Raw genomic sequence first — 12,845 nt, 5'->3', positions numbered from 1 at the left:
GTTTAAAAAAATTTTTTCAAAATGATACATAAGTTTTCAAGATTTGATACAATAGAATGTACAGAAATTATTAGGAGGTTATTATGTCTAAGTTTAAAAACTATCTAACGATTATTCTAGGAGCTGGAATTTTTGCTTTTGCAATCAATTATCTGATTATTCCGAATCATTTGTATGAGGGAGGCGCAACTGGTGTGACCCTCATTACATACTATCTTTTTAAGATTCCTGTTTCACTGATGAATCTCATCATCAACATTCCTCTTTTCATTATTGCTTGGAAAATTTTTGGATCGCGGCTTTTGTACTCTAGTATCTTAGGAACTTTTGCCGTTTCTGCTTGGCTGGCGGTCTTTGAAAAAATCCCTTTCGTGATTAACCTTGAAGGCGACCTCGTGATTGTGACGCTTCTGACAGGGATTATTGCTGGCGTTGGACTAGGAATTGTTTTCAATGCCGGTGGTACGACTGGCGGTACCGATATTATTGCTCGAATCGCTAACAAGTATACGAATATCTCCATGGGAAAATTGATGTTTACTGTAGACTTCTGCGTCCTTATTTTCGTTATACTTGTTTTTAAAGATGTTCGCTTAGTGACTTATACCTTGATTTTTGTCTTTATCGCTTCACGAGTAATTGACTTGATTGGTGAAGGCGGTTATGCCGGCAAGGGCTTCATGGTTATCACTAGCCATCCAGAAGAATTAGCAAAGAAAATTGACGAAGATCTCGGTCGTGGAATTACTTTTATCAATGGACAAGGCTACTACAGCGAGAATGATCTGAAACTCATTTACTGCGTTGTTGGACGAAACGAAATGCAATCCATGAAAAAAGTTATTCATAGCGTCGATCCACATGCCTTTATTACCATTACAGATGCCCATGAAATCCTTGGTGAAGGATTTACCTTAGATGTTAATAAGCAACCAATTCAGAAATAATCTTGCAATTAGTATAAAAAACGCATGAAAACAGTCTTTTAACTGTTTTCATGCGTTTTTATTGTCTTATAAAGCTTTTGCTGAAGTACGGGTAATGTCTTCTACCTGAATACCTTTGTCTTCAAATTTCGCTTTTAAAGCCGGCAAATCCACATTGCCATCAATTTGAACTTCAATGATAACCTTGCCATCTTTGCGTGGAATATTAACAGCGTTAGAGATGTTGAGATTTTCTTCGACAATCAAATGCACTATCTTCTCCAACACACCGACTTCATCTTCTGTAATGAAACGCACGCGAATGCCTTCTTCACCATAGCCAGCAATTTCAAGAAAGGCTCTGAAAACATCACGATCTGTAATGACGCCGTATACTTGCTGATTGTCCACCACTGGCAAAATGCCAATTTTATTTTTCAGCATCAAGTAAGTAGCATCTTCCAAGCTAGCAAATTGTGACACCGTCACCACATCACGAATCATGACATCTTTAATTTTGGTCTTGTTTAGCAAATAATTCATCTCATAGATAGACAAGCTGGTCGCTTTTGAAGGACTTGCTTCGGCAATCGTTCCTTCAGTCACCAAACCGACCAATTGGTCATTTTCAATAACAGGAAGCCGGTGCAATCCTTGCTCCCGCATAATATCCGCCGCATGCGCTACCGTCGTGTCTGGACTAATGTACACTACTTTTCGTGTCATAAAATCTTTAACTGCCATGGGAATCTCCTTTATCTTTGATCTTTCAGTTCTATTATACTGTATTTTCTAGTTTATTTCAAACGCTTTCAATCTACTTACCTATGTTTTCAAGAATATTATTAGTGAATAAAAAAGAAGTAGAAAACCACTTCTTTCTCCTTTTTTCACCCACCGAGATAAGCCTTGCGGACTTCATCGGAAGCGAGCAATTCTTTTCCTGTGCCAGACAAGACAATATTTCCTGTTTCTAAAACATAGCCACGGTCGGCAATTGAGAGGGCTTTGTTAGCATTTTGCTCAATCAATAGAACAGTTGTGCCTTGTTTTTGAATATCTTGAATAATATCAAAAATTTCTTGAATGAAGAGAGGAGCCAGTCCCATTGAAGGCTCATCTAAAAGCAGGAGTTTGGGCGTAGACATGAGAGCTCGCCCCATAGCAAGCATCTGCTGCTCACCTCCCGAAAGAGTTGCAGCATCTTGATTTTTACGTTCTTCTAAACGCGGAAAGCGTGAGAAGACTTTTTTTAGATTCGCTTGATTTTCATCACGATTTGTTTTTAAGAAAGCACCCATTTCTAGGTTTTCCAAAACAGTCAGGCCTGAGAAAACATGGCGTCCTTCGGGTACCTGAGAAAGCCCTGCTGCTACAATTTTCTGAGCAGGAACTTTTTGAATTTCATTTCCTAGAAACTCAATTTTTCCTGCACTTGGACGAACCAGTCCTGAAATGGTTCGAAGAATCGTTGTTTTTCCGGCACCATTGGCACCGATGAGAGAAACAACTTCGCCCTCGTTGACTTCAAAGCTGACATCTCGGACAGCCTGAATCATGCCATAATGGACGGAAAGATTTTCAACTTTTAGCATAGACATTAGGCTTCACCTCCCAGATAGGCTTCAATAACACGCTTATCATTTTTAATCTCGTCAGGAGTTCCGTGTGCAATCAAACGACCATACTCCAATACATAAATTCGTTCCGTCACTTCCATAACTAGGCTCATGTCATGCTCAATCAGCATGATTGTGATTTGGAATTCATTTTTTATGCGACGAATTAACTCTGTCAATTCTGCTGTTTCCTGTGGATTCATTCCTGCAGCAGGCTCATCAAGAAAGAGAATTTTTGGTTCTGTTGCTAGAGCACGCACAATTTCCAAACGGCGTTGTTGACCGTAAGCTAAATTCTTAGCAAGCGTTTCTGCTTCACCGTCTAGGTCAAAGATTTTTAGCAATTTCAATGCTTTCTCACGCAATTCTGCTTCATTTTTATAGAAAGCTGGCAAACGAAAGAAGCTAGCAAAAACATGTGCTTTGTGGTGATTTCCAAAAGCAATCAAGACATTCTCTAGGACTGTCAAATCTTTAAACAAGCGAATATTTTGGAATGTCCGACTGAGTCCTAAAGAAGCAATCTTATAAGGTGCCTTGCCATTGAGCAAATGCCCATCCAAGGTCACGCTTCCTTCACTTGGTTCATAAACACCGGTCAGTAAGTTAAACAAAGTTGTTTTTCCAGCACCATTTGGACCAATGAGACCGACTAATTCTCCCTCATTCAGCTCCAAGGTCACATCGCCAACAGCAGTCAGCCCGCCGAAATTTTTTGTTAAGTTTTTTACATCAAGAAGCGCCATTAGTTGACCTCCTTATCTTTTTTAAAGAAGCGTGATAAGCTCAATTCCCATGTGCCAAGAAGTCCTCCCGGACGGAAAATCATCACCAAAATTAAAGCAAGAGAGTAGATAATCATCCGAATGCTTGCTACATTTTGAAGCACCATGTTTAAAATTCCCAAAACAATCGCTGCAACAATGGTACCAGTCATCGAACCAAGACCACCAAATACCACAATAATCAAGACATTGATACTATTGATAAAAGTATAATCTTTCGGCACAACAGAGCCAATAAATCCTGCTTGGAGTGAGCCTGCGATACTAGCTGTCATCGCTCCAAAAACAAAGGCAATGACTTTGATTTTAGTGGTATTGACCCCCACAGATTCTGCTGCAATTTCATCTTCACGAACTGACAAGGTTGCTCGTCCAATTGGGCTGCGCAAGAAATTGATGGTTAAAATAGTTGTGATAACTACAAAGAAATACACCATTTGCCAATTGGTAAAAGCAGGAATACCCAAGATACCTGCGGCTCCGTTGGTCAAATCGCCTCCATTGATGATTAAAATCCGAATGATTTCAGAAACCCCAAGCGTGGCAATTGCTAGATAATCGCCCTTCAAACGAAGAGTAGGAATCCCGACAATCAAAGCGACTGCTCCTGCAATCAATGCCCCTAACACCATAGCCGCAAAAAAGGCAGGATAGGTAGCAGATTTCGAACCAATAATTGCAGCTGCATAAGCACCAATTGCCATGAAGCCAGCATGCCCCAGAGAAAATTGACCAGAAAAGCCGACAATCAAATTCAACCCTACTGCTAAAATAATGTTAATACCGATTTGCTGTAAGATTTGCAAGTAAAAATCATTCAAAACTCCAGCGCTGACAAGGAGAGTCAGCAAACCGTAACCAGCAAGAAGGAGCACAAACCATAGAATATTTACTTTTACATTCTTTTTCATCGCTTACACCTTCTCTTTCACATTCTTACCAAGAATACCTGCAGGACGGACAAGTAAAATCAAGATTAAGATACCGTACACAATCGCATCGCGGAAATCTGACATACCAAAAGCTGTCGCAAAGGTTTCTAATAGACCAATGACAAAGCCCCCCAGTGCTGCTCCGGGGATAATACCAATCCCACCAAGTACTGCTGCGACAAATGATTTCAGCCCTGGTGTCATTCCCATCAAAGGCTCAAGGGAATTATAATAAAGCGCGATGAGTACACCTGCTGCTCCTGCCAAAGCAGAACCTAAAGCAAAAGTGAAACTAATTGTACGATTGACATTGATTCCCATTAGCTGCGCTGCATCACTATCAACAGAAACTGCCCGCATGGCTTTTCCCATTTTGGTTTTTTGAACGATAACCTGCAGCAATACCATTAAAATCAAGGAAATGACCAAAATCATCAATTGGATATTTGTGAGACTAATCGGACCAAAATTATAACGAACCGTTTCAATCACTTGTGGGAACGAACGAGTATTGGCTCCCACAAAATAGACCATCACATATTCCAAGAAAAACGAAACACCAATCGCAGTAATCAAAGCTGCAATCCGAGTCGAATTTCTCAATGGACGATAAGCCAGAAACTCAACCAGCACACCTAAAACTGCCGTCCCAATCATTGCCAAAATCAAGGCAAGGAAAAAATTAAGATGAAGAGAGTTAATCAGGAAATAGCCCATAAAAGCGCCCATCATATAAATATCTCCATGAGCGAAGTTGATAAGCTTGATAATCCCATAAACCATGGTATAGCCGAGAGCGAGCAAAGCATAGACACTCCCTAAAATTAGACCATTAACAAGTTGTTGGAGCATGGCCACCACACTTTCTAATTATAGTATAGAAGAAAGAACTATGTGATCGTTCACATTTTCTTATCTATCGTGAAAAAAGAGCGAGTCAAGTCATCATTTCAAAAAAATTGATTTTTCTCACTCATCTATTCTAAGTTTGAGCAAATGAGACCTTTAAACCTTTTAAGTCTCATTTCACGGTTGACTGATTTTTAACAGCTTAAAACATATCTAACAATCAATCACTATGTCTTACAAACCTTAATGAAACATATTTTTAAGACTAAGACTTTTATCCCGCCTCTTTTCTTTTAGCCCGTATAAAGAGAAGTAACTATCTACGATGCTTACCATAAATAGTTACTCTTTTATACACTATAAAATATATTTTAAGCAATTTCTTGCGAAGGATTACGGCTTAACTGTTTCAGCTGCTGTGACTTTCCCATTATTCATGGTCATCATAAAGGCTGTTTTAACAGTATTATGATTCTTGTCAAAGCTGGTATCACCTGTTACACCTTCAAAATTCTTTGTCTTGGCAAGATTGTCTTTGATGTCAACAGATGTTTTCGCACCCTTGGCAGCATTGGCAACAAGATAAACAGAGTCGTATGCTAGTGCCGCAAATGTTGAAGGTTCTTCATTGTTGTATTTAGCCTTGTAAGCTTCTAGGAATTTCTTAGCTTTCGCTGAGACATCAACTGTCGAAGAAAAACCTGAGATGTAGTAGATATTTGAGGCTTTGGCTGGAGTTGCTTGTTGGACAAATTCCTCACCATTAAAGCCATCACCACCAACGATTGGCTTATCAATTCCCATACCACGCGCTTGGTTGACAATTTTACCAGCTTCAGTATAGTAACCAGGGATGACAATTGCATCAAAATCTTTCCCTTTCATCTTGGTCAAAGCTGCTTGGAAGTCCGTATCACCAGCGACAAACTTTTCATCTGCAACAATCTCACCTTTGTAGGCATTACGGAAAGCTTTTGCGATACCTTTGGCATAATCACTTGAGTTATCTGTGTAAAGTACAACTTTTTTCGCTTTTAACTTTTCTGTAACGTACTTAGAAATGATTTTCCCTTGGAAACTGTCTTGGAAAGTTCCGATGAATAAGTATTCTTGATTTTTCGTCAAACCGTCTTGTGTCGCACTAGGTGAAATCAAAGGCACACCTGCTTTTGTCGCATTGGGAACTGCCGCTGCTGTTGCACCAGAAGTTGCAGGTCCTACGACTGCATTTACTTTTGATTGGGTTACCAAGTTAGTCGTGACAGAAGCTGCTTCTGCTGTTTCAGATTTATTATCCTTGTCAACAACTTCAAGTTTCTTGCCATCAATACCACCAGCTTTGTTGATTTCATCAACAGCCAGTTGGGCACCTTTTTGTTCGGCTGTTCCATAAGCTGCTGTTGCACCAGTTTCTTCAAAGTTGAATCCGATTTTAATAGTCTTATCAGCAACTTTTGTACCAGTTGCATTGGAGCCACCTGACTTTACTTCCCCACAAGCGGCAAGAAGGGCAACACTTGCAAGGGCAACAAATGATAGAGCAAATTTTTTCTTCATATTCTTATCTCCTCGTTCCGAAATGATATGTTTAGAATATATCGAATTATCTGACAATTGTCAAGTGGTAAATGAGATTTTTTTATATGTTTACGTTTTCTTTATCTCTAAACAAGTTTCCAACAAAGTCTGTGTCCAATTCTTGAATGTGACAAACCCGTACTTGTTTGACATATTTTTCTTTAGATAACCTTTGCATCGTCTCTTCTACCTGCTCTGTCGGAACATACAACTGGAGGTAACGATGCTTTTTAGAATGGTAGACAATATCGCCAATAGTTTCTATTTTTTTCACATCTCGATTGTAATACAAATACACAATCAAACCTGTTCGTTCTTCTTTTTTAAACATGAATTTTCTTTCTAATTTATTTTTATCATTTATAAGTATATCAAAAAAATGCCCATCAGAGGACATTTTTCGTACAGTAATAAACAATGATTAGTTTAAATTATTATTTGCCATGATTTCATCAATGAAGCCATAATCCAAGGTTTCTTGAGCGCTCATCCAATAATCGCGTTCTGCGTCTTTATGTACTTGCTTAATGGTTTTCCCTGAATTATCCGCAAGGATTTTCTCCAAGTTATTCCGAGTTTTCAGCAAATGCTCAGCCGCAATCGCCATATCGGTTTGTTGCGTACCGCTACCAGTTCCGCCCATTGGTTGGTGAATCAGGTATTCTGCATTCGGCAACATGAAGCGCTTGCCTTTAGCACCACTTGAAGCAATAATGGTTCCCATGGAAGCAGCCATCCCCATGACAATTGTTTGGACATCTGATTTGATGAAGTTCATGGTATCAACAATCGCTAGACCAGCTGATACGGAACCGCCTGGCGTATTGATGTAAAGATAAATATCTTTGGTATTATCCTGCGCATCAAGAAAAAGTAATTGCGCAATAATGGAATTAGCCATATTGTCCTCAACAGGACCCGTCAGCATAATAATGCGATCTTTTAATAAGCGTGAGTAAATATCGTAGGAACGTTCTCCACGGCTTGTTTGTTCAATAACTACAGGAATCATTGTATTCTCCTTTTCATCTGATATTTTAATCTGACTAACAATTTTTAGTGAGATTTTTCAAATATGAGACTATTATAGCCTTTTGGTCAAAAAAGGTCAAACATAAAACTCATTATTTTGTACCGAAAAGACGATCTCCTGCATCTCCCAATCCTGGAACGATATAGCCGTTTTCATTCAAATGATCATCAAGGGCTGCTGTAAAGATTTCCACGTCTGGGTGAGCTTCTTGTAAAGCTTTCACACCTTCTGGCGCTGAAACAAGGCAGACAAATTTAATATTGTGTGCTCCGCGTTTTTTCAATGAATCAATGGCTAAAATAGCTGAACCACCTGTCGCCAGCATGGGATCTACCACAAAGATTTGACGTTGGCTAATGTCTTCTGGTAACTTCACAAGGTACTCAACTGGTTTTAGGGTTTTTTCGTCGCGATACATGCCAATATGTCCGACTTTAGCAGCTGGCACAAGGCTCAAAAGACCGTCCACCATACCGATACCTGCACGTAAAATTGGGACAATAGCTAATTTTTTACCAGCCAATTGTTTTTGAACCGTCTTTGTAATGGGCGTTTCAATTTCCACATCTTCTAATGGTAAGTCACGTAAAACTTCATAGCCCATCAGCATAGCAATTTCATTTACTAACTCACGAAAAGCCTTAGTAGAGGTATCTGTGCGACGTAGGATAGACAATTTATGCTGAATGAGCGGATGTGCGATCACTTGAAATTTTTCCATGATTGGTTTTCCTTCTTTCAATTTATTCTTCTTATTATATCAAAAAAACATAAAAAAGGCTCGTGACAAACAAGCCTTTTCAAAGATTGTCAATTGCTTACAACCATTCATGGTATTTCTTAATATAAAGATGCTTCACAAACGTAACACTTACCATATACAAAATCATGACAAGGATTAAGAATAAGAAATAAGTACCGTTTAATGGAGCCACTTTTAAAAGCGTAGCAAAAGGACCGTAGGGTAATAAGGTTACAAAGAACACGGCTGCTAGGGTTGTCATGACTACGGACAAAGCCGGCCTGCTTTGAATAAACGGCAGTTTAGGTGAGCGCAGCATGTAGATAACCATGGTTTGCGTCCACATGGACTCAATAAACCAACCTGTTTGGAAAATGGTGATGAACTCGCTAGACATCCCATGATGATAAACAGAACCTGTCATCATCGGTGCAATGATAAAGAACAAAATCAAGAAGGTCATACAGTCAAAAATAGAACTGATTGGACCAATCCAAGCCATGAAGCGCGTGATGGATTTGGCACTCCAAATGCGCGGTTTTTGCAAAAATTCACGGTCGACATTGTCAAATGGCAAAGCGATACATGAAATATCATACACCAAATTTAACACAATCAGATGAATCGGTGCCATAGGCAAAAATGGTAGGAAAATACTTGAAATCAACAAGGAAAAGATATTCCCGAAGTTGGAACTGACTGTCATCTTGATATATTTGGTCATATTAGCATAGACTTTTCGACCTTCTACCAAGCCTTTTTCAAGCACCAACAAGTCCTTATCTAATAGGATAACATCAGCTGTTTCTTTGGCAATATCGACAGCTGTATCAACTGAAATCCCTACATCAGCTACTTTCATAGAAGGTGCATCATTGATGCCGTCTCCCATATAACCAACCTTGTGCCCATTTGCTTTCAGCTGCAAAATAATACGCGCTTTTTGGTCGGGAGATAATTTCGCAAAAACAGTTGTGGTTTCAACAACTTTGCTCAATTCGTCATCCGACATCGTTTCAATCACAGAACCAAGTAGGATATGTTCTGCATCTAAGCCAACTTTCTCACAGACCGCTTCTGTGACTTTTTCATTGTCACCTGTCAAAATTTTGGTGGCAACACCATATTCTGTTAAAGCCTTGATAGCAGGCGCTGCAGAAGGTTTTGGCGGGTCAAGGAAAGCAAGATAACCCGTCAAAATCATATCAGACTCATCTTCTACTGTGTATTCATAGTCAGCATCTAAGTCTGAGCGATAGCTGACGCCCAGCACACGCAGTCCTTGTTCATTTAACTGTGCAACTTCTGCTAAAATTTCTTGACGAATTTCTTCCGTCAAAGGAAGGATTTCCCCTTTGTCTTCGACATAATTTGAAATGGCTAACATTTCTTCCAAAGCACCTTTTGTTACCATGCTAACGACATTTTCATCATCTCGAACCAGCACACTCATGCGGCGGCGTTCAAAATCAAAAGGCAATTCATCAATTTTCTTAAAAGTTTGGTCCAAGTTCCGAACGATTTCATGCTTTTCAGCTTCTTTTTCTGTCCGATTGATAATAGCACGATCCATTAGGTTTTTTAGCCCTGTTTGGTAATACGAATTAAGATAAGCCCTGCGAAGAACGGCTAAATCAAGCTCTCCATGAATATCCAGCGGATATTCCAAGACAATCTCATCTTGCGTCAATGTACCTGTTTTATCCGTGCAAAGGATATCAATCGCTCCCAAATCTTGAATGGCATTGAGTTTCTTGATGACAACTTTTTCTTTTGCCATAAGAATAGAACCCTTAGCCAAGCTTGCAGTGATGACCATAGGCAGCATTTCTGGTGTCAAACCAACACCGACACTAAGTGCAAATACACCAGCCTCCAACCAATCTCCGTCTGTCAGACCATTGATGAAAAAGACAACGGGCACAAGTACCAGCATGAGACGAATGAGCAGCCACGAAATACTGTTCATTTCCCGCTCAAATGAAGTTGGTTCGTCATACGTATTGAGCGTTTGCTCAATAGCACCCATCTTGGTATCGTCTCCAACGACCAGAACAAGAGCAATGGCACGACCAGAGATTACATTGGTTCCCATAAAGGCAAGTGCTTCAGACTCAAGCAAGCTATCTGTTTCTTTTGTCTCACATTTATCCAGCGCCATTTTTTCAACAGCATCACTTTCACCTGTCAAACCTGACTGTTGCACAAAGAAGTCGCGCGAATCTAAGATTAGCACATCTGCTGGTAGCATATCTCCTGCACTCAAGCGGATAATGTCTCCTACTACTAATTCTGTAATCGGAATTTCTTGCTCTTTTCCCTCACGGACGACTGTCACTGTATTGACAATCATACGTGAAAGATTGCTGGCTGCTTTGTCGCTCCGCAATTCTTGCACAAAGCGAATACTACCAGACAACAAGACAAGGACAACGATGATGATAAATGTCGTCGGGTCTTCTTGCCCTGGCTTTGCCAGCCAAACATTGGTCACCAAGGATACCAATGCAATGAGTAAGAGAATGACGGTAAAGGGATTGATAATGGATTCATAGATCTTTTTAAAAATTGAATCTTCTTGCCCTTTAGTCAATTCATTTTCGCCGTATATATCACGGTTTTCCTCAACTTGCTCTTCTGTCAGCCCTGCTCTGGAAGTGTTGAAAAAAGTCATCGTATCCAGTACAGACATGCGAAGAGCATCTGTTAATCTTTCTTTTGCTGTTTTCACTGATTTCTCCTCTATCTAAGACGCATCCAAGCAACAAAATAACTGCACACAGCTTTTTGCTCAGATATCGTTCATTTGCTAGAGTCGATTCCAAAGGGAGCATGAGGAATGCTCAGATATGGCAATCGACTGGTTTTCTGTTGACTCGGGTGATCATCATTTGGCATATTCCTCACTCCTTTCCCTTGCGGTTTTCCTTTTAAAAAATCAGTTCAAAACAATAAAATCCTACCATGAAAAAACATGGCAGGACTGTATGTCTTGTGTTACCGTTCAAGCTTTAACTCCGTAGGGCGGTGAAATGACATTAGTCGAAACCTTAGCGATCTCAACTGCTAACCAACGCGTAGTGTCTCCACTACTTTGCGGTAGTCATCCGTATCCCTATGGTAGCCTCACCTACCGATTTTTCATACTAACTATACTCCACTTGAGAATGATTGTCAACCCAAAATGGCTGTTTCTGAAAATTTCTTTTCATTCTTATTGCGGCAAACAATGCACGATTCTCTTGCAAATCTCTTCTACTAAGGGTTTTGGTGTTGCAATATTTAATCTTGCATGCAATTCCCCCTCTTTTCCATAGTCACTTCCTCGATTGAGAATGACTTTGGCTTGGTCATGCAACAAAGTAAAAAGTTCATCATCTGTCAAACCATAATCGCTAAAATCAAGCCAAATTAGATAAGTTCCTTGTGGTTTCATAACTTTTAACCGCGGAGCCTCTTTGGCAAAATAATCCACCGCAAATTGAATATTTTCTTCTAAAACATCTTTTAATGCTACTAACCAAGGTTTCCCATAGCGATAGGCCGTTTCTGTCGCAATATAACCTAGGCTTGACACTTCGTGATGATTATTTGCCAACTGGCGTCGTTTAAATTGTGCACGTAATGAAGGATTTTCAATAATGGCATAGGAATTTTTGGTACCTGCAATATTAAAAGTCTTGGTAGCACTGGACAGTATAATGGCAAGTTCTTTAAAATCAGGTGAAATGGTATTAAAGGAAACATGCTCATGACCAAACAAGGTCAGATCTTGATGAATCTCATCTGATACCAAGATAACCTGATGTTTTTGACAAAGATGACCAATTTTTTCCAAAACCTCCCTTTCCCAGATACGTCCTCCGGGATTGTGCGGACTGCAAAGAAGGTACAATTTCACATTATTTTCGACAATATCCTTTTCCAATTGTTCAAAATCAATTTGAAACAAACCATTTTCTTCTTTGAGAGAATTAGATACCAATTTTCGATTGTTTAAGCGAACGCTACGAGCAAAAGGTGGATAAACAGGAGAATTGATTAGAACCGCTTCTTCTTCTTTGGTAAAGGCTTGAATCGCAATAGAAATGGCTGGCACAACACCTTCCACAAAAACAATAGAATCCTTATCAAACGAATACTGATGTTCGCTTTTTTCCCAATCCAGCACCGCTTGGAGTAACTCATCACTCGCATAAGTATAGCCATAAACCAACTGCTCTGCATAGTCATGAATCGCTTGTTTTACTTCCGGCATGACCTCAAAATCCATATCTGCAATCCATGCCGGCAGTAATTGAGGATCAGTCTCTGTCTCTTTCCACTTATAAGTGTGATGAGATAAGCGATTCGGTGCTGTTTGAAAATTGTATTTGCTCAT

General features: G+C 39.7%; 12 protein-coding genes and 1 riboswitch. Of the genes, 1 reads left to right on the top strand and 11 read right to left on the bottom strand.

Features of this window, described 5'->3' with window-relative positions:
* The first annotated feature begins 83 nt into the window (after positions 1-83).
* Complete coding sequence (locus tag ACOMA9_RS04310) at positions 84-947, top strand: YitT family protein (protein ID WP_059221034.1); 864 nt, start codon at positions 84-86, stop codon at positions 945-947.
* A 66-nt stretch (positions 948-1,013) separates the two neighbouring features.
* Here the strand turns inward: ACOMA9_RS04310 and ACOMA9_RS04305 are convergent, their stop codons facing one another.
* The 11 genes from ACOMA9_RS04305 to ACOMA9_RS04255 all read right to left on the bottom strand — a co-directional run bounded on the left by ACOMA9_RS04305 (position 1,014) and on the right by ACOMA9_RS04255 (position 12,845).
* Positions 1,014-1,670, bottom strand: a complete 657-nt coding sequence (locus ACOMA9_RS04305; RefSeq protein WP_003025613.1) for a CBS domain-containing protein — start codon at positions 1,668-1,670, stop codon at positions 1,014-1,016.
* 146 nt (positions 1,671-1,816) lie between these two features.
* Positions 1,817-2,527 carry an ABC transporter ATP-binding protein gene (locus tag ACOMA9_RS04300; RefSeq protein WP_003043423.1) on the bottom strand — a complete coding sequence of 237 codons (711 nt, stop codon included), beginning with the start codon at positions 2,525-2,527 and terminating at the stop codon, positions 1,817-1,819.
* Positions 2,527-3,291, bottom strand: a complete 765-nt coding sequence (locus ACOMA9_RS04295; protein WP_003034299.1) for an ABC transporter ATP-binding protein — start codon at positions 3,289-3,291, stop codon at positions 2,527-2,529. Before ACOMA9_RS04295 ends, ACOMA9_RS04300 begins: the two co-directional genes overlap by 1 nt.
* A complete protein-coding gene (locus ACOMA9_RS04290; protein ID WP_049512492.1) occupies positions 3,291-4,241 on the bottom strand; it encodes a branched-chain amino acid ABC transporter permease in 951 nt (316 codons plus the stop codon). Before ACOMA9_RS04290 ends, ACOMA9_RS04295 begins: the two co-directional genes overlap by 1 nt.
* Positions 4,242-4,244: 3 nt before the next feature.
* Positions 4,245-5,114: a branched-chain amino acid ABC transporter permease gene (locus tag ACOMA9_RS04285; protein WP_003028330.1), complete on the bottom strand. Its 870-nt coding sequence runs from the start codon at positions 5,112-5,114 to the stop codon at positions 4,245-4,247.
* 390 nt (positions 5,115-5,504) lie between these two features.
* Positions 5,505-6,668, bottom strand: coding sequence for an ABC transporter substrate-binding protein (locus ACOMA9_RS04280; RefSeq protein ID WP_151379823.1), 1,164 nt, complete (start codon positions 6,666-6,668; stop codon positions 5,505-5,507).
* 82 nt (positions 6,669-6,750) lie between these two features.
* Entirely contained in the window at positions 6,751-7,020 is a 270-nt protein-coding gene (locus ACOMA9_RS04275) for a YlbG family protein (protein WP_330944835.1), read from the bottom strand.
* Between the two features lie 90 nt (positions 7,021-7,110).
* Entirely contained in the window at positions 7,111-7,725 is a 615-nt protein-coding gene (locus tag ACOMA9_RS04270; protein ID WP_223349572.1) for an ATP-dependent Clp protease proteolytic subunit, read from the bottom strand.
* A gap of 88 nt (positions 7,726-7,813) precedes the next feature.
* Positions 7,814-8,443 (bottom strand): uracil phosphoribosyltransferase, encoded by a 630-nt coding sequence (gene upp, locus ACOMA9_RS04265; RefSeq protein WP_070671011.1) that lies wholly within the window; start codon positions 8,441-8,443, stop codon positions 7,814-7,816.
* 97 nt (positions 8,444-8,540) lie between these two features.
* On the bottom strand, positions 8,541-11,195 hold the full coding sequence (gene mgtA / locus ACOMA9_RS04260; RefSeq protein ID WP_330944834.1) for a magnesium-translocating P-type ATPase: 2,655 nt from the start codon (positions 11,193-11,195) through the stop codon (positions 8,541-8,543).
* Positions 11,196-11,456: 261 nt separating this feature from the next.
* Positions 11,457-11,609: riboswitch (M-box (ykoK) riboswitch) on the bottom strand.
* 69 nt (positions 11,610-11,678) lie between these two features.
* On the bottom strand, positions 11,679-12,845 hold the full coding sequence (locus tag ACOMA9_RS04255) for a MalY/PatB family protein (protein ID WP_270206880.1): 1,167 nt from the start codon (positions 12,843-12,845) through the stop codon (positions 11,679-11,681).

The organism is Streptococcus atopicus (genome assembly GCF_049166725.1).
GTDB classification, from domain to species: Bacteria; Bacillota; Bacilli; order Lactobacillales; family Streptococcaceae; genus Streptococcus; species Streptococcus hominis.
This window is presented reverse-complemented; position numbering and strand designations above follow the sequence as displayed.

Excerpts from the sequence above, each read along its gene's own strand:
- ACOMA9_RS04305 (WP_003025613.1), bottom strand. The coding sequence starts at position 1,670 with ATGGCAGTTAAAGATTTTATGACACGAAAAGTAGTGTACATTAGTCCA.
- ACOMA9_RS04280 (WP_151379823.1), bottom strand. The coding sequence starts at position 6,668 with ATGAAGAAAAAATTTGCTCTATCATTTGTTGCCCTTGCAAGTGTTGCC.
- ACOMA9_RS04300 (WP_003043423.1), bottom strand. The coding sequence starts at position 2,527 with ATGTCTATGCTAAAAGTTGAAAATCTTTCCGTCCATTATGGCATGATT.
- upp (WP_070671011.1), bottom strand. The coding sequence starts at position 8,443 with ATGGAAAAATTTCAAGTGATCGCACATCCGCTCATTCAGCATAAATTG.
- ACOMA9_RS04255 (WP_270206880.1), bottom strand. The coding sequence starts at position 12,845 with ATGAGCAAATACAATTTTCAAACAGCACCGAATCGCTTATCTCATCAC.
- ACOMA9_RS04290 (WP_049512492.1), bottom strand. The coding sequence starts at position 4,241 with ATGAAAAAGAATGTAAAAGTAAATATTCTATGGTTTGTGCTCCTTCTT.
- ACOMA9_RS04295 (WP_003034299.1), bottom strand. The coding sequence starts at position 3,291 with ATGGCGCTTCTTGATGTAAAAAACTTAACAAAAAATTTCGGCGGGCTG.
- ACOMA9_RS04275 (WP_330944835.1), bottom strand. The coding sequence starts at position 7,020 with ATGTTTAAAAAAGAAGAACGAACAGGTTTGATTGTGTATTTGTATTAC.
- ACOMA9_RS04285 (WP_003028330.1), bottom strand. The coding sequence starts at position 5,114 with ATGCTCCAACAACTTGTTAATGGTCTAATTTTAGGGAGTGTCTATGCT.
- ACOMA9_RS04310 (WP_059221034.1), top strand. The coding sequence starts at position 84 with ATGTCTAAGTTTAAAAACTATCTAACGATTATTCTAGGAGCTGGAATT.